Genomic DNA, 23,813 nt, shown 5'->3' with positions numbered 1-23,813 from the left:
TTACACTTTAGATATAACTTTACAGACTGGAACAATAGGAAGCTCAATGCGCAAACCCACTTCAACGCAGCCTGGGGTCACCCGGCGGCAGGTTTTGACATGGTCGACCGGCGCGATAGCGGCTACCGCCACCGGCGTTGCCAAAGCCGTCACCCTTACCGGTGCCCCAGGCTGGACACCTTTTTCAAACAACCCACCCGAAACCTTTGATTCCACTGCCCTGCTGTTTTTCACAGAGGAAGAAGCCGCAACGATAGACGCCATCGTTGACCGCTTAATCCCGGCCGATGAGCTGAGCATGGGCGGTAAAGAAGCCGGGTGTACCGTGTTTATCGATCGCCAGCTGCACGGTTTTTACGGCACCTTTGAACGCCTGTATATGGAAGGCCCGTTTGAAAAAGGCGTTCCGGAACAGGGCGATCAGTCCCCGTTGGTGCCCCGTCAGCGTTATCGCCTGGGCATTGCCGCCCTCAACAAATATTGCCAGACCAGCCAGCAGAAAGCCTTTAAAGACCTGACTGCCGAGCAGCAGGACGACATCCTGCATGGCCTGGAAAACGGCAAGATTGCGCTGGACGGTTACGACAGCGCCTCATTCTTTGCTCAGGTGCTGACCAACGCCATGGAAGGCTTCTTCGCCGATCCAATTTATGGCGGCAACAAAGACATGGTTTCCTGGAAGATGCTGGGCTTCCCAGGTGCACGTTATGATTATCGCGACTACATTAGCCGCCATAACCAGGACCTGAAGCTGCAACCGGTGAGCATTGCCGACCTGCCAACCCAGAAAAAAGGATCCTGATATGGCGACCAAACTACCAAAAACCGATGTGGTCATCATCGGCCTGGGCTGGGCTGGCTCGATCATCGCCAATGAACTGGCCGATGAAGGGTTAAACATTGTCGGCATTGAACGCGGACCGTGGCGCGATACGGCGCGGGACTTCAACGTTGCCACCATTACCGATGAGCTGCGTTATGTGCAACGTGAAGAGCTGATGCTGCGCACCCGCCAGAACACCTGCACCATGCGTAACAATCCTTCACAGACTGCCTTACCGATGCGCAGTTGGGGATCTTTCCACCCCGGTAACGGCACCGGCGGCGCGGGCAACCACTGGGCGGGAATTACCTTCCGTTTCCAGCCGGAAGAGTTTCGCCTGCGCAGTCACCTGACCGAACGTTATGGTGCAAATGCCATCTCTTCCGATCTGTCGCTGCAGGACTGGGGCATGGATTGGGACGAAATTGAAAAGCACTATATGCAGTTCGAACGTGTTGCCGGTACGTCCGGCAAAGCGGGCGTGATTAATGGCGTGAAGCAGGCAGGCGGCAACCAGTTTGAAGGCTCCCGCTCCGGTGAATATCCGACGCCACCAATGAAACAGCCTTACGGCCCGACGCTGTTTGCCGAAGCCGCCCGCAATATGGGCTATAACGCCTTTGCCGTGCCTTCATCGCTGGTGTCCGAGGCCTACACCAACCCGTATGGCGTGACCATGGGGCCCTGTACCTTCTGTGGCTACTGCACCAACTACGGTTGCGCTAACTACTCCAAGGCCAGCGCCATCACCACCGTTCTGCCAGCCCTGATGCGCAAACCCAACTTCACCGCGCATACCAGCAGCGAAGTGTTGCAGGTCTTAACCGACTCCACCGGTAAAAAAGCCACCGGCGTCACCTTTATCGACTCCAGCGGCGATGAATGGGAACAGCCTGCGGATTTAGTGATCGTCGCAGCCTATACCTTCGAGAACGTGCGTCTGATGCTGCTCTCCAACATCGGCAAAGCCTACGATCCGGTGACCAACACCGGTACCACCGGCCGGAACTACGCCTACCAGACCGCGAACGGCGTCACCCTGTTCTTCGATGACAAGAACTTCAACCCGTTTATCGGTGCCGGTGCCGTCGGGATGGGCATTGATGATTTCAATAACGATAACTTCGACCACAGCGGGCTGGGCTTCTTCGGCGGCGGCAGTATTCGCGTGACGCCAATTGGCGCAGCGCCCATCAACAGCCGCCCGGTACCGCCAGGCACGCCAAAATGGGGATCTGACTGGAAGAAGGCCACGGTGAAGAATTACCTCAGCACCATGTCAATCGGGTGTGAGGCCAGCAGCTATACCCAACGCACTAACTATCTGTCGCTGGATCCGAACTACAAGGATCCGCACGGTCGTCCGTTGCTGCGTATCACCTTCGACTTCCCGGAAAACGATCTGCGTATGGCGCAGTACTGCACCGGAAAAGTGGCGGAAATTGCCAAAACCATGAATCCGCGCCAGATCGTTTCCAAGCCGACCAGCGGCCACTGGAACAGCGTGCCCTATCAGTCTTCCCACGTTTGCGGCGGCTTTGTAATGGGTGCCGATCCGTCGAACAGCTCGGTGAACAAGCATCTGCAGGTCTGGGACGTGCCGAATCTGTTTGTAGTCGGTGCGTCTGCCTTCCCGCAAAACCCGGGATATAACCCGACTGGCACCGTCGGCGCGTTGGCCTTCAAAGCCGCGCACGATATCCGCCAGTACTATCTGAAACGTCCAGGGGAGATGATTACCGCATGAAAAAGCGCACGCTTTTCGCACTGGCTGCGATCTCACTCGCGGTGCTCGGCGTTTCTGAAGCCTGGGCACAGCCGGAATACGATCAGATTGAACGTGGCCGCTATATCGCCACGCTGGGTGACTGTACCGCCTGCCATACCGTCGATCCGAAAAAACCGTTCGCCGGTGGCGTTGGCCTGAACACGCCTTTCGGTAAACTGGTTGGTGCCAACATTACTCCCGATCGTGAAACCGGTATCGGCAACTGGAGTTTTGATGACTTCCAGCGCGCCATGTCCGAAGGGATTGGCCACGGTGGCAAGCGGCTTTACGGCGCCATGCCGTTCACCGCCTATACCAAAGTCTCCCGCCAGGATAACGCTGACCTGTGGGCGTATTTGCAGAGCCTGCAACCCATCCATCAGGAAATTGAGTCCAACCAGCTGCCCTTTCCGTTTAACGTCCGTACCAGTCTGATTGTCTGGAACTGGATGAACTTCGATAATGGCGAATTCAAGCCGGATATGAGCAAATCGGCGGAATGGAACCGTGGCGCTTACCTGGTTGAAGGGTTAGGCCATTGCGGAACCTGCCATACGCCGAAAAACATCCTCGGCGGTGACAAGAACAGCGCGTTCCTGTCCGGCGCGGTGGTCGAAGGCTGGTGGGCACCGAATCTGACCAGCGATGAGCATGCCGGTTTAGGCAAATGGACGCAGGAAGATATCGTCAGCTATCTGCGTACCGGCGTAAACCGGTATGACATCGCGTCCGGGCCGATGGCGGATGCGGTGAAGAACTCGACGCAATACTGGCGCGACGAGGATCTGAAAGCGGTCGCCACCTACCTGAAAGCCTCGCCAAAACAGGGCGATGACAAGCCGGCAGCACTGGCCGCAGACGACAGTCGGATGAAAACCGGTGCAACGATTTATGAAGCAAAATGTTCTGCCTGCCATGCGCCTCAGGGCCAGGGCGGTAAGAATATCTTCCCTCAGCTGGCCAATAACCCGCTGGTGAATGCGCCGAACGCCACCTCGCTGATCCATGTGGTGGTTGCGGGCAGCCGTGGCGTGGATACGGATACCCGTCCAACCGCGCCAGCGATGCCTTCGTTTGCCGGCACCCTAAGCAATGAGGAAATGGCCGATGTCATTACCTACGTTCGCAACAGCTGGGGTAATGCCGCATCACCGGTCAGCGCTGGCGATGTGGAGGACCTGAAGGAAGAACTGCGTAAATAGCGTGCCCCGGATGCTTGCTGCAGGGTTAAAACCTGCACGGTAAACCGGCTAAGCCGATTGCAGGGTTCGCAATAAGAGCAGCGTGAGTGATTGCGCTGCTCTTTCATTTTTATTCCGCTTTGCTGACCGGAATATAGAGCTCGATATCCCATTCGCCGCTCTGCGAACCGTCGTTCAGGTAGTGATCAAAACAGGGCCCTTCCGCCATCACATACCCGCTGTCCGGCAGCCACTCATCAAAGAAGGCATACCAGGGTTTGGTGAAATCACCGTCGTTCACATGCACCAGATTCATCGCATAGGTTCCGGCGGGAATGATGCTGAGCCTGGCGCCCTCACTCCCTTCAGGCAGCTCGAAGTCGGTCGGCACGCCGATCACCGTTTCAATTTTCAGCTCTTCCGCTGGCACCGCCCGCGGATTACCGTGATACACGCCCATCCATGGGCCCATCACATTATGCTTGCTGGTCCAGGCCACCAGTTTGTCAAAGCCTTCGGGCGCGGTGACTTCCCACGGGCCCACAAGATGAAAACCGGCTGTTTTGCTCTCTTCACGCTCAACGATTTCAACATTCATCTTCTTGTTCCTCATTAGGATAACTGGTTAAACATACAGTCAGAAGTGTAGATGATCGAGCAAAAAAGCCGCTGAAATGTTGTTTTGCGAGCCAGCCAGCAAAAGACTTTAGTCGGGCCGGGTCAGGCTGAAATCCTGCCACTGCTGGGCGAGCGCCTCGCGCAGATAGTCGACAAACAGCCGCACGCGCGGAGGCTGTTGCTTGCCATTCAACCAGATCGCATGCAGTGGCGCGGCGGGAAGAGGATGGTCAGTGAGAACCTGCACCAGCTTGCCGGATTTGAGGTCGTCTGCCACATCCCAGACAGATTTCACCACGATCCCGGCACCGTGCAGTGCCAGGCCGTGTGCAGCCTCACCGGTATTGACGTGAAAACGGGCGTTGATCTGTACGCTGCGCTGAGATTCTCCGGCGCCAAAGGTCCACTCGGTGACCGGGTTATCGCCAGAGATAATGCAGCTGTGCGCGCTTAACTCCTCCAGTGACAGAGGCTCACCGGCCTGCTGCAGATACGCAGGAGACGCGCAGAGCACGCGCTGATTTGGCACCAGTTCCCGTGCGACCAGCCGGGAATCCGCCAGCGCGCCGTAGCGTATTGCCAAATCGTAGCCGCTGGCCGCCAGATCGATCACCCGGTCGCTCAGATGCAGATGCAATTTGACGCTCTGATGCTGTTGCATAAATCGGGTAACAATCGGCGACAGCCAGCGCTGGCCCATACTGTGCGAAGAGGTAATGCGCAAGGTGCCGCTGGCTTTGCCCTGCCTTGATGAGAGCGCACTCTCAATCGAGTCCAGCTCCTGCTGCAGCCGCAGAGCATGTTCGGTAAACACCAACCCTTCGTCGGTCAGCGAGACATGCCGCGTGGTGCGATGAAACAGACGCACGCCAAGCTGCTGCTCCATTTGCGTCAGCCTTTTGCTGACCACAGCCAGCGATAATCCCAGCTGTCGCCCGGCCGCAGAGAGTGAACCACAGGCGACGATGGCGTTGAATAAGGCGATGTCACGGATATCTTTCAGCATAGTGATTCTCAATGTAGCGGCAACAATCCCTTGCAAGTGTTGCATATTCCGTCAAGAAAGCGAGAGGCATAAGCTTGAGGAAAACCTGAGGAGAAGATGATGACTTTTAAACAACAGCAAGTATTAGTGGTCGGCGGCAGTTCCGGGATCGGTGAAGCCATCGCGGCGGCATTCGTGGCTGAAGGTGCCAGGGTGACCATTGCCTCACGCAGTCTGGATAAGCTGCAGGCAGCCGCAGCCCGACTGGGAGACGTCGAAGTTGCCGTGCTGGATACCGCCGACAATCAGCAGATTGAACAGTTCTTTGCTGCGCATCCGGCCTGGGATCATATTGCGATTTCAGCAGCACAGACGCCGGGCGGACCGGTGAAAAGTCTGCCGCTGGACAGCGCTTACAGCGCAATGGAAAGTAAGTTTTGGGGAGCCTACAGGGTTGCCCGGGCAGCCAAAATTGCCGAACGCGGCTCGCTGACCTTTGTGTCGGGATTTTTGAGCGTCCGTCCGGGCAAATCGGTGTTGCAGGGCGCCATCAACGCGGCGCTGGAATCATTAGGACGTGGTCTGGCGCTGGAGCTTTCGCCGGTGCGGGTAAATACCGTTTCCCCTGGCGTGATTGAGACGCCGCTGTGGGCTGGCATGGAGGACGTCGCCCGGGAGCAACTCTTTGCCACCCTGCGCGAATCGTTACCCGCCAAAACGCTGGGGCAGCCGGAAGATGTGGCGCGGGCGGTGCTGTTTCTGGCCGGAAATGCCTACACCACCGGTTCAACCGTGCTAGTGGATGGCGGTGGTGCCATCAAGCCTTAAGCAGCAGGCGGCCCATTGCGGGCCGCCTGTTTCACTTACAGCTTCTGTTTGATGTAGTCTTCGATGCGGGTAATGATGCCTGCTTCCTTCACTTCCTGCAGGGCAACCAGCGGATAAGACGCCAGCGTCTTGTCGCCATCAACCAGTTGAATCGATCCCACCTGCTCATGGGCTTTCAGTGGTGCTTCCAGATCTTTGCGATCGATAACGTATTTCGCTTTAATCTTTTTCACTTCATCACGCGGCAGGGCCAGATAAACATCTTTATCGCTGCCGACGGAGACCTGATGCGGATTGCCGTACCAGACGTTTTCATGACCAATTTCTTTGCCGGCATGGAACAGCTGCACGGTATCGAAATTGTTCTGGCCCCAGGTCAGCAGTTTACGCGCCTGCTCTTCACGCCCTTTGGTACTTTTTCCGCCCATGATCACCGCAATCAGACGACGCTGTCCGTCCACGCTGGAAGCAATGATATTAAAACCGGCGCTTTCGGTGTGACCGGTTTTCAGACCGTCGACGTGTAGGGTTTTATCCCATAACAAACCGTTACGATTCTGCTGGGTGATGCCGTTCCAGGTGAGGGATTTTTCGCCATACATCTGATAAAAATCGGGCTCGCCGGAAATAATCGCCCGGGAAAGCTTCGCCAAATCCCCGGCGGTCGTGAACTGACCCGGCGCATCCAGACCATGAACGGTTTCGAAATGGGTATTGGTCAGGCCCAGCTTGGTGACGTACTGGTTCATCTGATCAACAAAAGCTGACTGGCTGCCCGCGACATAATCGGCCAGCGCAACACAGGCATCGTTACCGGAGTCAATAATCACGCCACGGCTCAGATCGCGGACGGAAACTTTCTCGCCCGGCTTCAGGAACATCAACGACGATCCTTTAAACACGGGATTGCCCGCGCCCCATGCATCCTGCCCTATCGTTACCATGTCATCACGCGTGATGCGCCTGGCATCGATCGCACGGTCGACCACATATCCCGTCATCAGCTTGGTGAGGCTGGCTGGATTGCGACGCTCATCGGCGTTGCCCTGGGTTAACACCTGGCCGGTAGTGGCATCCATCAATACCCAGGAAGCGGCATCGACAGAAGGAGGCGTCATAGGAAAGGCCAACGGATTGTCATCGGCATGAGCCAGGGAGGCAAAAGCCAAAACCACACTAATACTTGCAAGCTGACGCTTCTTCAACGGAACACCCTCAATAATCTGCTGTGTAAAAAAACCAGCCTGTTTTACGGGATCCTGTGCATCATTGTATGAATAAATTGCAAGAAAATATTAATTTTCAGTCGATTAGATTGGTGATTAGTTGAGCGAAAGTTATCAACGGCACAACCAGCCATTAACAAAAGCCCAGGGATATTCTGATAAATTTTACTTTAGGAACAACAGACCTTGTTTCAGCTGACATGTCCTTTACGCTTGGCTTACGAAAATTTACACAAGTATGAGGATTTACTATGTCTGCCACACGAGGCTGGTCTACAGAACTTGAGGGGTTGCGAGGCATCGCGTCACTCTGGGTTCTGGTTGGTCATATCAGTTTACTGATTCATTGCCATATCACGCTGATCTCCTCACCTGGCATTGGTGTGGATCTCTTTATTCTTCTCTCTGGCTACCTGATGGCCAAAAACTATGTTGAGCGCCAACATAAAGAGCCGTGGCAGAGCGCCAGCACCATCAAGACCTTCTGGACGCGCCGTTTTTTCCGTATCGCCCCGCTCTACTATTTACTGCTGATTATCGCGCTGGTATACGGCCCGTGGTTTGGTGAGATGCGCGACACCATCGCCCACTTCTATTCCGGCACGGCAACCGAGTCATCGCGCTACTCGGATCAGTCGCTGGCAAATATCCTGACCCATTTCAGCTTCCTGTTCGGCCTGTTACCGGCTTACGGTTTTAATACCGTGCTGCCAGACTGGAGTATCGGACTGGAGATGCAGTTCTATCTGTTGTTCCCGTTCATCATGCTGGTGACCATGCGCTTTGGCTACGCCACCTCGCTGATTGGCTTTATGGTGCTGTGCTGCGTGGGCCGCTATGTGCTGGCGGATTACTATGAAGCGTTCGAGATGCCTTCAATGATCCTGATAAAGCTGAATATGTTCCTGTCCGGCATGCTGCTGGCTGAAGCCGTGCGCCGTAAAGCGCTGCTGTATGTTGCCTTTGCGCTGCTGGGTCCGGTTGCCAGTAAGGTGATTGGTCTGGAAGACATTCCGCTGCAGCTGGTGATGGAAGTGCTGATGATTGTCGGCATGGCCGCGATCCTCTGGCAATACGCCGAAGGCAGCCTGATGACCAAAGTCATTGCCCTGCCCCGCAAACTGTTGAACAACCGCGTCAGCACCTGGTTGGGCGATGTGTCCTTCTCGGTCTATCTGCTGCACCTGTTGATTGTGATCCCAGCCATTGCGCTGCTGCTGACCCACACCGGTCTGGGCGGTAAGAGCGACATGATGCGATTCGTCACGGTCTGTGCCATCTGCATCCCGATTACCTATGCGTTAGGATCGTTGCTCTATCGCTACGTTGAAAAGCCTGGGATTCTGATTGGGAAGAAGGTGCTGGGACAACGGCCTGTGGTGAGGGATGTAGCGGGTTAAAACTGCCTAACCAACATTCACAAGGAAGTGAATGCTTCATTAAAATAACATTATATATCATACATTTATAAAAAATTCACTTCCTCTTATCCTCGATATGTTTTTTTCCCTTTGCAGCAAAGACTTCAAGTCGCTAATGTGTGTGGCTTAAATCTGGAAATCATCAGAACTATCGGGGTCAATTTAAGGCCGATGTTTAAAAACAACAAGTTTAATGTTAGTGCCGGAAATGAACAATGAATTACAAAGAGATGAACTGCCTGTCAAACCGAAGCTCTGCTAGTTACATTTTCATTGCGAGTTTTATTGTATCATTATTATCCAGCATGATTGTGTATGGATTCGAACTTACGCATTTCACATTATCAATAGATGAAGAATTCAATGATAACATTCTACATACCATCAGTATGGGTAGATGGGGTCATGCTTTACTCAAAACGTTGATATTACCAGAACCCTTTGTTCCATTTTTCACAACCTTGATTTCATTGATAGCACTTTCTCTTTCTTCTGCAGTAATCGTAAAATCACTGAAGTTAGATTTTAAAACTGCACTATTTTTCTCAATACTCTATATCGCACTGCCACAATTTGCTTATCAGTTACAATTTACAAATCAGTCTGATACACTGGCTATATCAATTCTTACATCATCTTTAGTGGTTTATTTTACATTCAACTACAATAGTTTTATTTCATCAATAGCATTGCCAACTTTACTTTATGCATTTTCAATATCCATCTACCAATCAATAGTTTTAATGCCGGTAACACTCTATTTTTCTCATTTGGCAATTTCTTATATGAGAAATGATGTGTCGCCTGCCAATATGAAAAATACAGTAAAGCTTATTATTAACTCCGTCAGTGCCGTAGTACTTTATAGTATTATCACAAGAGTCGTTCAGAATTATTATGGAGTAAGCTCAGACTCATATTTTTTGAATTTAATCGGTTGGCTGCATGCCGACTTCAGTGATACGTTACATAGTACATTCCAGTTTATTTTAACTTATTTTACGTTTAATGCCCCCTATGGGCTTAACACATTCTCATTATCTAGCCTCATAGTGATTGCTTTTATCGCAAAAATTTTCATCAAAAATAAAAAATGGAAGATACAGATTACAGTACTTGCTATGTTGATAGTGGCATCATCCTTTATATTTAATATTATCGTTGGCGGTTATCTTGCTGCTCGGGCAATGACATCCTTACCGCTGTCGTTTGCAATTATCAGTTCAATGTTATTTATAGAAACAAAAAGAAAAAACGTGTTATTTATCTTCCCTGTGGTGATTTTACTCTGTGGCACGGCTGCATCCAGTAAATTGTTTTACTCAGATTATTTGTCATACAATAGAGATTATCGCCTGGCATCGAACATTTCTGCAGACATCGAAAGAACACAAAATGTGAATTTATCAGCACCCACTAAAATTTACTTCTTTGGCGGGCTGGATTTACAGCCAATGAATAAACTTCAAAATTCCGACATGTTCAGCTCGTCATTTTTGAACTGGGATGGTGGTAACTCAGCAAGAATAACTGCTTTCATGCAAAGTCAGGAATTAGCTAATATTGTTCCTGTACTATACTCTGACCTGGCTGCGTACAGGGAGGAGATCAAAACAGCTCCTGTTTGGCCAAAGAAAGGAGGAATAATGAATTTAAATGGAATAATAGTTGTTAAACTTGGTAATAACCCAGGCAATTGCATCAATGGCATCTATAAAAACATCGACTCATCAAGATGTAGATAATCATTAAAGTACCGATTGAATTAAGTGCCTGCTTTTTCTTAGAGTTGCATTCAAATAATAAAATAAACTAATCGTGCATTGTTATTGGTTACAGAGGGTAATTTACTAAAAAGTTACAATCGTCAAATTATATTTTTTTCATTTTAAGTTGTTTAATGGTTAATGGCGGAAAAAATCACAATCATTTTGCTTTCTATAGATTATGAACTAAGTGATAACCTCATAAAATAAATAAGATTTATAAGCATAAACAGCATTGAAAACATCAGAATCGATCATTTTAACTTGAAAATGTTTATTGTAACCAGCCACGATGCTCTACAAAACAAGCGCTTGTGCCGAGGATTCCATTTCTGAAGGGCTCATTATTTTTAACAGCTTAAGTTTTTTATAATCAATGTAACACAATCATATGAGAATTATAGTGACAGATATCGACTCGGCTTCAACTCACCCTAGGTTAGCGTTCCCTACTGCAAACGGTATAAGGGGATTGGCTGTGCTAATTGTTCTTGTTGCTCACAGTACTGGTATGTTCTTCCCTAAAATTGGCTCATTAATACCAGGTACTGGGAAAATAGGCGTATGGTTATTTTTCGCTCTAAGCGCATTGCTTTTAACATCCAATTTTATTAATAATCGCTTTGGAATCAACCAAATCATATCTTATTTCTTAGGGAGATTTTTAAGAATTATACCTTTATACGTAATTGCGGTTATCGTATATTATTCATTAGATTATTAAACTATTGATTTTGCATACCTTCTTCTCAAACTCAATTCACCATGGGGACACCTATGGACAGTAGCCGTTGAATTTAAATTCTACTTCATACTTCCAATAATCGTGTTTATCCTATCTAAATTCCATAATAAATTTGGACGATTAGGGTTATATGTTATTTCAATGGTAATAATTATTACTCATCAATATTTCTATCCATATTCTTCGGTTTCATCAAGCTCGACAAACATGACAGATTACATCTCGGCGTTCGTCCCAGGTATAGTGGTTTCATTCCTAATACGTGATGGTTTAACTTCTAAGTCTTGGGTAGCAACATCTGGAATTTTAGTTATTATAATTGGTGTTATATTTTCAATCCCGGGTGTAAGAATGTATTTCTTAGGTATACCAGTAGACAATTACCTTCTTGATAAACACTTACACTTTGGATTAGCGTGGGCTGCATTAATTTATTTTTCATTAAGTAGTCAAACCATATTCAACAAAATACTCACAATAAAACCCCTTACTTATTTAGGTAGATGGAGTTTTTCTATATATATATTTCATTGGTTGATTTATACGCAACTACTTATTAATCACAAAGAGAGTTTAGCGTATTCAATAATGGCCCCATTCTTAGCCATCTTACTTGGTTGGATAGTTTACTCTCTAATTGAGAAGCCAATTGAAAAATCCAGACATAAATTGATGGCCAAATTAATATTAAGCAAATAGAACCCGGACGTTGTGTTATTCTACTATGCTCTCTGGGGCAAGAAAATTCTGGATTCAAAGATGTATCAAATTATTTAAAAGCATTTATAATGTATCCATTAATTTTGCAATGTTTTACTGCATCAGTTTGCTTGCTATGTATCAAAAATTTAGTTTTTCGCACTTTTTTAATGATATCCCCTAATCCGGTTGGATGATTTCACAATTCCTGCTTGAGATACGGCCTTTTCATGCGTAGCCTCAGTTTGTGGTATCGGGGAAAACCTACCATCTACATAACAAAACTTAGGCAATTGAAGACAGTGAAAAACGAAACGAAGCAGCCCACCTTCCTGTTCCATGACTATGAGACCTTCGGCAAAAGCCCGTCGCTGGACCGCCCTGCGCAGTTCGCCGGGATCCGAACCGACATGGACTTCAACATCATCGGTGAGCCTGAGGTGTTCTACTGTCAGCCTGCGGATGACTACCTGCCGCAGCCGGAAGCGGTGATGATCACCGGGATTACCCCTCAGTTGGCGAAAGCTAAAGGAATTTCCGAGGCTGCTTTCACCAAACGTATTCATGCGCTGTTCAGCGAGCCTAATACCTGCATCGTTGGCTATAACAATGTGCGGTTTGATGATGAGGTCACGCGCAACCTGCTCTATCGCAACTTCTATGATCCCTATGGCTGGGCCTGGCAGCACGGTAATAGCCGCTGGGATTTGCTGGATGTGATGCGAGCCTGCTACGCATTGCGTCCTGAAGGGATCGCGTGGCCAGAAAATGATGACGGTTTGCCGAGTTTCCGTCTGGAGCATCTCACTAAAGCCAACGGCGTTTCCCATGAGAATGCGCATGATGCGATGTCTGATGTATACGCGACTATCGCGATGGCAAAGCTGGTGAAAGAGAAGCAGCCGCGCCTGTATGACTTCCTTTTCACCCATCGCAATAAGAACAAGATCACTGCGCTGATTGATATTCCGCAGATGAAGCCGCTGGTGCATATCTCCGGAATGTTTGGCGCGTTTCGTGGCAACACCAGCTGGATTGCCCCGCTGGCGTGGCACCCGGTCAATAAAAATGCGTTGATTACCTGTGATTTGGCCGGGGATATCACTCCCCTGCTGGAGCTGGATGCAGATACCCTGCGTGAGCGTTTATATACCCGCCGCGATGAGCTGGGTGATAACGCGCCGGTGCCGGTCAAGCTGATGCATATCAACAAATGCCCGGTGGTGGCGCCGGCCAATACGCTGCGTCCTGAAGATGCTGAACGTTTGGGGATCGATCGCAAGCGTTGCCTGGATAACCTCGCGATACTGCGTCAGCATCCGGAAGTGCGGGAAAAAGTGGTAGCGTTATTCGCTGAAGCCGAGCCTTTCGCCGGCTCCAGCGACGTAGATGCCCAGCTGTATGACGGCTTCTTCAGCGATGCCGATCGCAACACCATGAACATTATTCAGCAGACGCTGCCGGAGAATTTACCCGCGCTGGATCTGACATTTAACGATGCACGCATTGAAAAACTGCTGTTCCGCTTCCGTGCCCGTAACTATCCCGGCACGCTCGATGAAGCCGAACAGAAGCGCTGGTTGCAGCATCGTCGCGAAGCCTTGAACCCGGAGCGAGTGCAAAGCTATGTGCAGGAGTTGGAAATGCTGTTCAATCAGTATGAAGGCGATGAGGCGAAACTCGCCCAGCTGAAGGCCTTGTTCGACTATGCGCGAGAACTGGTGTCTTGACGGCCTCTGGCTGAACTGTTCGTCAAATAGCACGATCGAAAAAGGGCGCCGAAGCGCCCTTTCCTTTTGCAACATCGCCAGAAATTACATCGGCTCTTCAGTGCACTGCGGCACCGGGTTGCGGAAGCTGCGGGTGACGAAGGCCAGATAAATCAGACCAATCGTGCCCCACACCAGACCCAGAATCATCGAGCTCTCTTCCAGGTTGATCCACAACGCACCTACCGTTAACGCACCGCACAGCGGCAACAGCAGGAAGTTGACGTTATCTTTCAGCGTCTTGTTACGGCCTTCGCGGATCCAGAACTGCGAAATCACCGACAGGTTAACAAAGGTAAACGCCACCAGCGCACCAAAGTTAATCAACGCCGTCGCGGTCACCAAATCAAAGGTGATAGACGACAGGGCGATTGCGCCAACCAGCAGCACGTTCAACGCCGGGGTACGCCATTTCGGATGGATATAACCGAAGAAGCGCTCCGGGAAGACGCCGTCACGGCCCATCACATACATCAGGCGGGATACGCCTGCATGTGCCGCCATACCGGACGCCAGAACGGTGACACAGGAGAATATCAGAATGCCGAACTGGAAGGCTTTGCCTGCCACGTACAGCATGATCTCTGGCTGTGACGCGTCAGGATCCTTGAAGCGTGAAATGTCCGGGAAGTAAAGTTGCAGGAAGTACGACACCACCACAAAAATCACCCCACCGATCAGTGCCGTCAGGAAGATTGCTTTAGGGATGACGCGCTCTGCATCTTTGGTCTCTTCAGACAGCGAACTGATGCCGTCGAAGCCCAGGAACGAGAAGCACAATATGGTCGCACCGGTGATCATCGGTACCACGTGCGCATTCTCAGACCAGAATGGTTTGCTGCTGACCAGCGTGCCGGCACCTTCGCCGTGCGCTACGCCATACACCACCATTGCCATAATGGCGACCATCACCACCACCTGCAGCACCACGATCACGCTGTTGAAGTTGGCGACGGTTTTGATGCCTTTCAGGTTGGAAAGGGTCATAAAGCCGACCAGCATCACCACGAAGATCCATGACGGGATACCCGGCACCAGGGCTTCGAAGTAAATTTTAGCCAGCAGAATGTTGATCATCGGCATGAACAGGTAGTCCAGCAGCGATGACCAGCCCACCATAAAACCGACGTGTGGGCTGATAGCTTTCTGAGCGTAGGTATAGGCCGAACCCGCGGATGGGAAGCGACGGACCAACTTGCCATAGCTCAGCGCTGTAAACAGAATGGCGATTAACGCGAACGCGTAAGCCGTGGCCACGTGACCATCGGTCAGGCCAGAGACAATGCCGAAGGTATCAAACAGGGTCATTGGCTGCATATAGGCCAACCCCATCATTACCACAGGCAATAATGTCAGCGTTTTTTTCAGTTGTGGACGGGACGTTTGAGGATTAAGCGACATGATTCAGCCTCCCCATAGCATCAACCGTTCTGGGTTGAACCACAGGGAAACTTCGCGCATTGCGAGAGCTGTTCTTACATTGGGAAACGGACTGGCAGGAGTGGGTGAAAGTGGTGCCTGCCGCGGCGCCGTAGTCATCACGCTGGCGGATACCGGCGTGAACTGGAGTAATAAAGTGTAGCCCCATCAATCTTATCCTCAACATAGCACGTCCGTGCGTGCTAAAAGCGACTATCTATCCGGTTCTGGACCGGCCTCTTAAATGCGAATGTGTTTTCTGCAAAAAAATAACCGGCGCATAAGCGACGGTTATGGATTCATTTTGCAGGGCGCATATTCTGCACCAGACGGAGGCAGGATGACAAGAGGTTAAGGCCTTCAGTAACAATTTCTTTGCTTGCGGTTGCTTTGCGTCATCTTAATGGCCCTCCATCAGGCGTTTTTCAGCATCCAGTCGATTTCTGTTGACGTAATCAGGCGTTCGAAATGCATCAGTTCATGGTGTTTGCAGCTATGCCATACAAAGCCGAAACGCTCACCCAGCAACTTTTGCAGCGGAGTGCTTTGTTCAAACTCATACAGCGCGTCGCTCTGGCGGATTGGCAACGGATTGCCGTCGGCTTCGTGACCATTTCCGGTGATCGCCGGCGGTAATGGCAGCTGATTATCAATACCGTGCAGCATACCGGCCAGAATCGCCGCCATCACCAGATAGGGATTGGCATCCGCGCCGGCAACACGGTATTCAATACGGTGGCTATCGATATCTCCGCAGGGAATACGCAGCGCAACGGTGCGATTGTTATGGCCCCAGGAAGCCTGCAACGGCACAAAGGCATCGGGCAGAAAACGGCGATAGGCATTGACGTTCGGCGCTAACAGCGCCATTGAGGCGGGCATCAGGTCGATCATTCCGGCCAGCGCACGCTTCAACAGCGGCGAGTTGCTGCCGTCATCGCAGGCGAAGGCATTATTATCGGCGGCATCCAGCACGCTGATATGCACATGCATCCCACTGCCGGCGTATTCCTCATAAGGCTTGGCCATAAAGGTGGCGGTCATACCGTGGTTTTCAGCCACCTGGCGCACCAGGCGTTTCAACTGAATAGCATGATCACAGGCACTGAGCACATTGCGCGTATGATGAAGATTGATCTCGAACTGGCCTGGAGAGGCTTCGGCCAGCGCGCCATCGGCGGGGATCCCCTGCTGTTTTGCAATCGTATCGATCTCGCTTAACACCTCGGAGAAGTGATCGAGGTTATCAACCGAGTACACCTGGCTTTGCATATTCCGCTCGTCGCTGCCCGGCGCGCACGGTGGCTGAATAAAGCCTTCCGCATCACGCTTTTTGTCGACCAGATAGAACTCCAGCTCTACCGCTACCACAGGAAACAGACCTCGATTACGCAACTGTTGCCAGAGGTGATTGAGAACGTTCCGGGGTTCAACGTCAAAGGGAGTACCATCTTGATTGCGCATGGTCAGAAGCACCTGCGCCAGATGTTGAGGATCGGCAGCTGAGGGGATTAACGTGCCTTCGACGGGAATACAAATGTTGTCCGGTTCACCGAGTGCCTGGCCCAGACCGGCTTCTTCTACGGTGTTGCCGAGGATGTCCATAGCGAAAACGGAAGCGGGGAAGTAACAGCCTTTCTCGAGTTTGGTCAGATTAGCGAAGGGGATCCGCTTACCGCGAAAGACACCGTTGAGATCGTTGAGAAGAATATCGACGTACTGCGTTTCAGGGTGGCGTTCCAGATAAGCATGCACTTCATTCTGGAACGCGCTGGTTCGTTTCTGTTCACTGTGTCTCGTGAAGTCTTCTACTTCGACAATATTTGTCATAGTCCTGCCCGCCTTTGTCTGGTTAGTGTTGAGCGTTGCTCAAAATAACAGCCACATTTCTAACATAGCGCCAACACAAAAAGTGTGCAAATGTTACATTCAAGTTTATTTTGCCGCCAAATCAGTTTGAATATTGTGCAGTCGGTTGCTAGATTGAAAATATATTGTACAAATTTGCGTCTAACGCGCCTTTTCCGGTAGATATATTGAACAGCTTCGCGAGGGGAAAGATGGGCATTATATTTAACAAGCCATTGATTGGCGTAGTGATGTGCCAGATTGACAAGGGCGGTCATCCCACCCAGATGGTGCATAACAAATATCTCGAAGCCGTACTGCAGGCGGGCGGAGTTCCGCTGGCTTTACCGCAGGGATTGATGTCTTCTCCCGATCTATTAGAAATTGCTATGGCTCCGCTGTCTGGCCTGCTGCTGACCGGCAGCCCAAGCAATATCGAACCTCACCACTATGGCGAATCCGGCACCGAAGATTATGCCGATCCGGGTCGCGACCAGCTGGCCTTTGCCTTAATTAACGCAGCAACCTATCAACGTCTGCCGGTTCTGGCTATCTGTCGTGGATTGCAGGAACTGGTGGTGGCAACCGGTGGCAGCCTGCATCGCCAGCTGCACACGGTTCCCGGCTTCCAGGAACATCGGGAAGATGAAGCCTTAACGCTGGACGAACAATACGCGCCGGCACATGAAGTTTACGTTGAGCCGGACGGCCTGCTTTCCCCACTGGTGGAAGGCTGCGAGAAGTTCTGGGTCAATTCGCTACATCAACAGGGGATCCGCACCCTGGGTGCCCCACTGCGCATCGAGGCGCGTGCCGCCGATGGCCTGATTGAGGCCGTCAGCCTGCGTGACCATCCTTTTGCTCTTGCGGTGCAATGGCATCCGGAATGGCAAAGCGAGACGTCGACGTTATCCCGCCTGTTGTTCGATGGATTTATTCACGCCTGCCAACGGCATCAGGAGGAAAAAAGGCCATGAGCGAAGCCACTGTGGCACCGGGACGACGTTTATCGGAAATCCGCCAACAGATGGGAATGTCACAACGGCGCGTCGCCGAACTCTCCGGCCTGACGCACAGCGCCATCAGTACGATCGAACAGGACAAAGTCAGCCCTGCGGTCAGCACGCTGCAGAAGTTATTAAAGGTATACGGTCTGTCCCTTTCCGAATTTTTCTCCGAACCGGTAAAGGATGAGGCACCGAAAGTGGTGATTGATGCCCATGAGCTGATCGATATTGGCAGTCAGGGCGTGTCGTTAAAGTTAATTCACAATGGCAACCCGGAACGCACCTTGGGCATGCTGCTGGAAACCTATGAACCCGGTGCCACCACGGGCGAGAAAATCCGTCATCAGGGAGAAGAGACCGGCACGCTGCTGGAAGGGCAAATTGTCCTGACCATCAGTGGCCAGAGCTATTCGCTGCACGCCGGGCAGAGCTACGTCATTAATACCGGCCTGCCCCACAGTTTTACCAATTCATTCGCACAGCCTTGTCGGATTGTCAGTGCGCATACCCCAGCGACGTTCTGAGCCGGGAACTTGATCAGCAAAGGAGGGAGTTATGGACCATGTGAAGAGTTACTATGCCGCAACGGCCAATCCTCACGCTCCCTGGCCACAGCTTGAAAACAGTATTCAGTGTGATGTTTGTGTGATTGGCGGCGGCTTTACCGGGCTGTCTTCCGCCCTGTTCCTCACCGAGGCCGGTTATGACGTGGTGGTGCTGGAAGCGGCTAAAGTTGGATTTGGCGCCAGCGGGCGCAATGGCGGCCAGGTAGTGAACTCTTACAGCCGCGACGTGGACGTCATTGAAAAACGCTACGGCAAAGAGAGTGCCCGCTTGCTGGGCAGCATGATGTTTGAAGGCGCCAGCGTGATCCGCGATCGCATCAAGCGTTATGATATTGCCTGCGACTATCGCCAGGGCGGAATATTCGCTGCGTTGAATAAACGTCAGCTGCACCATCTGCAGGATCAGCACAAACGTTGGAAACAGTACGGTAATAATGCATTACAGATGCTGGATGAAACCGGTATCCGCCGTGAAATTGCCAGCGAGCGCTACGTCGGTGGTCTGCTGGATAACAACGGCGGCCATATTCATCCGCTGAATCTGGCACTGGGTGAAGCTGAAGCTATTCGGAATCACGGCGGACGCATTTATGAAGAGTCCGAAGTGATCTCGGTGGACTACGGCAATCCCCATCAGGTCAAAACCGCTAAAGGCCATGTCACTGCAAAATTCGTGATTTTCGCCGGCAATGCCTACCTGGCTCCGCATCTTGAGCCCCGATTAACGCGTTTGAGCATTCCTTGCGGTTCCCAGATTGTGGCCACCGAACCCCTTTCCGCTGACAAGGCGCTGGCGCTATTGCCCAATAATCGCTGCGTGGAAGACTGTAACTATCTGCTGGATTACTACCGACTCACTGCGGATAACCGTTTGTTATACGGTGGCGGCGTGGTATATGGCGCGCGCGAACCGGAAGATATTGATGCGTTAATTCGGCCTAAGTTACTGAAGACCTTTCCACAACTGGCGGGAATTACGTTTGATTACCGCTGGAGCGGAAATTTCCTGCTGACGCTTTCCCGCATGCCGCAGGTCGGTCGTCTGGATAACGGCGTGTTCTATATTCAGGGCGACAGCGGACATGGCGTGACCTTTACGCATCTGGCTGGGAAACTGGTAAGTGAAGCGCTAAGCGGCCAGCCACAGCGCTTTGATGCCTTTGCCAAACTCCCCCATCTGCCCTTCCCCGGCGGCCATCGCTTCCGCGTGCCGCTAACGGCGATTGGCGCGGCCTGGTACTCGCTGAGGGATCGGTTGGGGGTTTAAAACCATCGATTAACTGAGCCCGTCCGCTGGTTAAGATACTGTTTGATACCCTTGCTAAGAGGCCAGTGTGGTGGCAAGATCGGCCTCTTTGTTTTTTGGGCGCCTTAATGCTTAAGCTATTTGCCAGATACGCCTCGGTTGGCGTTCTAAACACCCTTATCCACTGGGCCGTATTCACTGCGCTGTACGCTCACGGTTCAAGTCAGTCGCTGTCTAATTTCACCGCCTTTTGCGTGGCAGTCACCTTCTCATTTTTCGTAAATGCTAAGTGGACATTCAATCAAGAAGCTACCACTGCACGTTATCTTCTGTATGTTGTTTTCATGGGGGCCATGGCGGGTGCGATTGGCTGGTCAGCAGATAAAATGCATATCCCTGCACTTATTACGTTAATTGCATTCTCGGCAATCAGTCTGATTTGTGGCTTTGCCTACTCAAAACTGTTCATCTTCAGGGGTAAGAGATGAAAATTTCGTTAATTGTTCCAGTGTTTAATGAAGAGGAAGCCATTCCTTTCTTCTATTCGGCTGTTCGTGGTTATGCGGCCTTAGAACAATATGAAGTTGAAATTGTCTTCATTAACGATGGAAGCCGTGACAGAACGGAATCCGTGTTAGCTGAAATCGAGTCTGGTGACCCACTGGTTAAACACCTCTCTTTTACGCGCAACTTTGGTAAGGAACCCGCATTATTTGCCGGGCTTGAAGCCGCAACGGGCGATGCCATCATTCCAATTGATGTCGATCTGCAAGATCCCATTGAGGTGATCCCTGCGCTAATTGATAAGTGGCAGATTGGCGCAGAGATTGTGCTGGCAAAAAGAATTGACAGAAGTTCGGACGGCCACATAAAGCGTAAAACCGCAGAATGGTTTTACAAGTTGCACAACAAAATCAGCTCGCCAAAAATTGAGGAAAATGTCGGTGACTTCCGACTGATGTCGCGCGAAGTGGTTGAAAATATCAAACTACTTCAGGAAAGGAATCTCTTTATGAAGGGTATTCTTAGCTGGGTTGGCGGACAGACTGCGGTTGTAGAGTATGTCCGCGCTAGCCGTGTGGCTGGTGACAGCAAATTCAATGGCTGGAAGTTATGGAACCTGGCACTTGAAGGGATTACTTCTTTCTCAACCTTCCCCCTCAGGGTCTGGACTTATCTTGGCTTGTTCGTGGCTGGCTTATCGTTCCTGTACGGCGGTTGGATGATCTTGGATAAAATCATTTGGGGGAATCCTGTGGCTGGCTATCCTTCGATATTGGTTTCAATCCTATTTCTTGGCGGGATTCAGCTTATTGGTATTGGTGTCCTTGGTGAATATATTGGTAGAATATATGTTGAAACCAAACAGAGACCTCGTTTTATTTTAAAGAAAAAGATCACCAAACATGAATAGTCTTGTTAAAAGAGAATTACAGATATTTGCACTTGTTTCTTTTGTAATCTATGTTTCTGTCGTTTTGGTTGCCCCAATGGCGGGTGAGGACTATGGCTTAACTAGGTTATTTCATACCGAAGGCATTTTTGAGAGACTTTCATATGCAGTCAACAAGTCGAGCTCACAGATGGCTACGTGGAATGCAAGATTAGGAGAGCAGATTGCCATTTTCGAATTAAGTTTACCAAAATGGATCTCTATTTTCATATACAGCTGTTCATTTATTTTATTCTCAATTTGCATTGCTATGCTAAGTAGCAAAAAAGATGAAAATAAGTGGAAACAAGTGTCTTTAGTTGCTGCCAGCCTAACTTTTCTTATATGGCCAGGAATGGAAGTTTTTTTCTGGAAAACAGCCAATTCAGAATATTTGCAAACTATGTTATTGATTATGATTGTCGCAATTCCCTATGCTAAAAGACATAGCATTGAGGAAATGAAAAAAAATCGTAAACTATACATAGCTTATCTCATAGTCTGTTTTTTAGCTGGTATGAGTTTCGAAAACGTCCCGTTCTCTGTTGCTATTTCATTTCTTACTTTATGCGTTTGGGAAAAAAGAAAGAATATAATAAATTACTTACCTATCATGTTTTTACTTGGAGGATGGTTATGTTTAATCACGGCACACTCTACATCAATCCGAAGAAATTATTATGCTAATACAATTCAATTCAATAGCAACCCAATAATTCATTACACTGAAAGATTCAAAGATATTGTGTCAACTTTCTTTGATACTTCATCTTTATTATTAGCGCTATCCATTATTTCTTTAATCTATCTATCAAGATTGAAATTAATTTCAAAATACCATATTGCACTCATCATTGCATCTGTATTAGTTGTGGGTTCAATGTTAGCATCTCCCTATACCGAAGCACGTAGTTTTCTCTTTGCTTGGTGCGTAATGTTTTCAATTATCTGCTATGCATGCACCATCGCACTTATTGAATTCAAGATTAAAAACCTGCTCACCTTAATCTTGCTTATATCAACATGCTTTGGGATTTATACTTTCCATATTTACTCTTCCTATGGGAATAAAATGGCAGAAAGGGAAATAGGAATTATTAATGCCTTAGGTACTGAAAAATGTAATAATGGATATAAAATTAAATTGATCATGGATGATCATGGTTACCGATACATAAATAATCGTGATGAATGGTATTACAACCAGGTAACTTCGAGCCGTAATTATTATGACTGTAATATAACCAAGTGAAATGAGTGAGCATTAAATCCTGATAGAACTGTCATGCCAAAATAAATTTCGGCTGACAGTTTTATCCCCATAGTAGAATCCAACGCTCCAATTCAACAATTAAAATAAGAGTTAACTTATTTTAAAGGCATCTTCGCCGGATCCGGATAGCTATACTCGAACCCTAGCTCGCTGCTAATCTTGCTGCCGTCGATGATCTTGCCTTTGTCTTCACCCGGCTCCTGAATAAACGTCGGTGGCGTCAAGCCAAGCTGCCTTGCCACGGCGGGATAGAACACGTTACGGGCAGGATGCTTCGGCGCGCTCAGGTTATAGATGTGGCCGCCCTTCGGCGTTTTCAGCAGTAACGAAATCGCTGCAACCACATCTTCAAGATGCACCAGATTGACGCCATGGCTACCATCGGTCAAATCGGTTTTCCCAGCCAGGAAGCGGCCCGGATGACGTTGCGGCCCCACCAGCCCGGACAAACGCAGGATATCGACTGAGGTATTCGGCAGATGGTGCAGCCAGTCCTCCAACTCCTTCAGCGTTTTACCGGCCACCGTCTGTGGCTCAAGCGGCGAACTTTCTTTCATCACCCCTGAACCGCTGCCATAGACAGAGGTTGAGCTGGTGAAAATGATTCGCGGAATCGATCGGGCCAGCGCGCTATCGACAATTTGCTGCACCGCTAACAGATAGTTCTCGCCGCCTTCAGCTGTCCGACTGGCTGGCAAGGTGATCACCAGCGCATCCACGCTCAGCAGCGCGTCTAAATCATCGGGATCGCAGATAAGTTCGGGCGTCAGCTCCAGCAAATAGCTCTCGATGCCGCACATGCGCGCCGCTTCAACCCCATCCAGCGTGGTTTTACTGCCGGTAACCTGCCAGCCGTGAGCTGTGAGCGACAGCCCCAACGGCATCCCCAACCAACCCAGACCAATAATGGCAACTTTTTTCATCCTCTGACTCCTGTAGTGAGGCCTGCTCAATACCCTAAACCTACGCCAGCCGAGTGTCAGTGACAATGCACAGATGATGAGAGAATCTTTCATCATTGACAAAAAAGGGTTGCGCCTCGCTATCTCCTGCGTTAGGTTATTTGTCACGAAATGAATATCCATTCATCCAAGAGAATTTTATGACACGCGTTCAGTTCAACCACCATCATCACCATCACCCTGACTAGTCTTTCAGGCGATGTGTGCTGGAAGACGAGTAGGATCTTCCAG

General features: G+C 50.0%; 20 protein-coding genes, 1 pseudogene and 1 other annotated feature (1 of these 22 only partly in view). Of the genes and pseudogenes, 15 read left to right on the top strand and 6 right to left on the bottom strand.

The window, feature by feature from the left end:
- The first annotated feature begins 46 nt into the window (after positions 1 to 46).
- From AC0IXH_RS02615 to AC0IXH_RS02605, 3 genes are read left to right on the top strand one after another with little or no spacing between them, the layout of a single operon-like run.
- Positions 47 to 802: a gluconate 2-dehydrogenase subunit 3 family protein gene (locus AC0IXH_RS02615; protein ID WP_471719893.1), complete on the top strand. Its 756-nt coding sequence runs from the start codon at positions 47 to 49 to the stop codon at positions 800 to 802.
- A gap of 1 nt (position 803) precedes the next feature.
- Positions 804 to 2,570: a GMC family oxidoreductase gene (locus tag AC0IXH_RS02610; protein WP_013202902.1), complete on the top strand. Its 1,767-nt coding sequence runs from the start codon at positions 804 to 806 to the stop codon at positions 2,568 to 2,570.
- A complete protein-coding gene (locus tag AC0IXH_RS02605) occupies positions 2,567 to 3,793 on the top strand; it encodes a c-type cytochrome (protein ID WP_471719892.1) in 1,227 nt (408 codons plus the stop codon). Before AC0IXH_RS02610 ends, AC0IXH_RS02605 begins: the two co-directional genes overlap by 4 nt.
- A gap of 109 nt (positions 3,794 to 3,902) precedes the next feature.
- Here the strand turns inward: AC0IXH_RS02605 and sbmC are convergent, their stop codons facing one another.
- Both sbmC and AC0IXH_RS02595 read right to left on the bottom strand, forming a co-directional pair.
- Positions 3,903 to 4,370 carry a DNA gyrase inhibitor SbmC gene (gene sbmC, locus AC0IXH_RS02600; protein WP_013202904.1) on the bottom strand — a complete coding sequence of 156 codons (468 nt, stop codon included), beginning with the start codon at positions 4,368 to 4,370 and terminating at the stop codon, positions 3,903 to 3,905.
- A gap of 108 nt (positions 4,371 to 4,478) precedes the next feature.
- Positions 4,479 to 5,396 carry a LysR family transcriptional regulator gene (locus tag AC0IXH_RS02595; protein ID WP_013202905.1) on the bottom strand — a complete coding sequence of 306 codons (918 nt, stop codon included), beginning with the start codon at positions 5,394 to 5,396 and terminating at the stop codon, positions 4,479 to 4,481.
- Between the two features lie 96 nt (positions 5,397 to 5,492).
- Between AC0IXH_RS02595 and AC0IXH_RS02590 the strand changes: the two genes are divergently transcribed.
- Positions 5,493 to 6,203, top strand: coding sequence for an SDR family oxidoreductase (locus tag AC0IXH_RS02590; RefSeq protein WP_471719891.1), 711 nt, complete (start codon positions 5,493 to 5,495; stop codon positions 6,201 to 6,203).
- A 35-nt stretch (positions 6,204 to 6,238) separates the two neighbouring features.
- On the opposite strand, the gene dacD is transcribed toward AC0IXH_RS02590, so the two are convergent.
- Positions 6,239 to 7,408, bottom strand: a complete 1,170-nt coding sequence (gene dacD / locus AC0IXH_RS02585; protein ID WP_206403995.1) for a serine-type D-Ala-D-Ala carboxypeptidase DacD — start codon at positions 7,406 to 7,408, stop codon at positions 6,239 to 6,241.
- Between the two features lie 272 nt (positions 7,409 to 7,680).
- On the opposite strand from dacD, the gene AC0IXH_RS02580 reads away from it, so the two are divergent.
- The 4 genes and pseudogenes from AC0IXH_RS02580 (at position 7,681) to sbcB (ending at position 13,790) form a co-directional block, all read left to right on the top strand.
- On the top strand, positions 7,681 to 8,829 hold the full coding sequence (locus tag AC0IXH_RS02580; protein WP_471719890.1) for an acyltransferase family protein: 1,149 nt from the start codon (positions 7,681 to 7,683) through the stop codon (positions 8,827 to 8,829).
- 236 nt (positions 8,830 to 9,065) lie between these two features.
- The gene (locus AC0IXH_RS02575) at positions 9,066 to 10,595 is read left to right on the top strand and encodes a glucosyltransferase domain-containing protein (protein WP_471719889.1); all 1,530 of its coding nucleotides are present in this window, start codon (positions 9,066 to 9,068) and stop codon (positions 10,593 to 10,595) included.
- A gap of 412 nt (positions 10,596 to 11,007) precedes the next feature.
- A pseudogene (locus AC0IXH_RS02570) lies at positions 11,008 to 12,060 on the top strand (acyltransferase family protein).
- A gap of 302 nt (positions 12,061 to 12,362) precedes the next feature.
- Positions 12,363 to 13,790 carry an exodeoxyribonuclease I gene (sbcB, locus tag AC0IXH_RS02565; protein ID WP_471719888.1) on the top strand — a complete coding sequence of 476 codons (1,428 nt, stop codon included), beginning with the start codon at positions 12,363 to 12,365 and terminating at the stop codon, positions 13,788 to 13,790.
- A gap of 84 nt (positions 13,791 to 13,874) precedes the next feature.
- Here sbcB and AC0IXH_RS02560 read toward each other — a convergent pair whose 3' ends face one another.
- Together AC0IXH_RS02560 and AC0IXH_RS02555 are read right to left on the bottom strand one after the other, a co-directional pair.
- Positions 13,875 to 15,230 (bottom strand): APC family permease, encoded by a 1,356-nt coding sequence (locus AC0IXH_RS02560; RefSeq protein ID WP_013202916.1) that lies wholly within the window; start codon positions 15,228 to 15,230, stop codon positions 13,875 to 13,877.
- A gap of 432 nt (positions 15,231 to 15,662) precedes the next feature.
- Positions 15,663 to 17,078: a glutamine synthetase family protein gene (locus tag AC0IXH_RS02555; protein ID WP_471719887.1), complete on the bottom strand. Its 1,416-nt coding sequence runs from the start codon at positions 17,076 to 17,078 to the stop codon at positions 15,663 to 15,665.
- A gap of 230 nt (positions 17,079 to 17,308) precedes the next feature.
- Between AC0IXH_RS02555 and puuD the strand changes: the two genes are divergently transcribed.
- From puuD to AC0IXH_RS02525, 6 genes are all read left to right on the top strand, one after another.
- Entirely contained in the window at positions 17,309 to 18,073 is a 765-nt protein-coding gene (gene puuD, locus AC0IXH_RS02550; RefSeq protein ID WP_471719886.1) for a gamma-glutamyl-gamma-aminobutyrate hydrolase, read from the top strand.
- Entirely contained in the window at positions 18,070 to 18,627 is a 558-nt protein-coding gene (puuR, locus tag AC0IXH_RS02545) for an HTH-type transcriptional regulator PuuR (RefSeq protein WP_013202919.1), read from the top strand. Before puuD ends, puuR begins: the two co-directional genes overlap by 4 nt.
- Positions 18,628 to 18,658: 31 nt before the next feature.
- A complete protein-coding gene (locus AC0IXH_RS02540; protein ID WP_346594133.1) occupies positions 18,659 to 19,936 on the top strand; it encodes an NAD(P)/FAD-dependent oxidoreductase in 1,278 nt (425 codons plus the stop codon).
- Positions 19,937 to 20,043: 107 nt separating this feature from the next.
- Positions 20,044 to 20,403: a GtrA family protein gene (locus AC0IXH_RS02535; RefSeq protein ID WP_346594131.1), complete on the top strand. Its 360-nt coding sequence runs from the start codon at positions 20,044 to 20,046 to the stop codon at positions 20,401 to 20,403.
- On the top strand, positions 20,400 to 21,329 hold the full coding sequence (locus AC0IXH_RS02530; protein ID WP_346594130.1) for a glycosyltransferase family 2 protein: 930 nt from the start codon (positions 20,400 to 20,402) through the stop codon (positions 21,327 to 21,329). Before AC0IXH_RS02535 ends, AC0IXH_RS02530 begins: the two co-directional genes overlap by 4 nt.
- Positions 21,322 to 22,599 (top strand): DUF6056 family protein, encoded by a 1,278-nt coding sequence (locus AC0IXH_RS02525; RefSeq protein WP_471719885.1) that lies wholly within the window; start codon positions 21,322 to 21,324, stop codon positions 22,597 to 22,599. Before AC0IXH_RS02530 ends, AC0IXH_RS02525 begins: the two co-directional genes overlap by 8 nt.
- A gap of 116 nt (positions 22,600 to 22,715) precedes the next feature.
- On the opposite strand, the gene AC0IXH_RS02520 is transcribed toward AC0IXH_RS02525, so the two are convergent.
- A complete protein-coding gene (locus AC0IXH_RS02520) occupies positions 22,716 to 23,543 on the bottom strand; it encodes an SDR family oxidoreductase (protein ID WP_471719884.1) in 828 nt (275 codons plus the stop codon).
- Between the two features lie 179 nt (positions 23,544 to 23,722).
- Between AC0IXH_RS02520 and hisL the strand changes: the two genes are divergently transcribed.
- A complete protein-coding gene (gene hisL, locus AC0IXH_RS02515) occupies positions 23,723 to 23,770 on the top strand; it encodes a his operon leader peptide (RefSeq protein ID WP_100396937.1) in 48 nt (15 codons plus the stop codon).
- Positions 23,746 to 23,813: a sequence feature (His leader region), on the top strand (it continues 55 nt past the right edge of the window). (Overlaps the previous gene by 25 nt.)

It is taken from the genome of Erwinia sp. AC075, from assembly GCF_979253995.1.
This window is presented reverse-complemented; position numbering and strand designations above follow the sequence as displayed.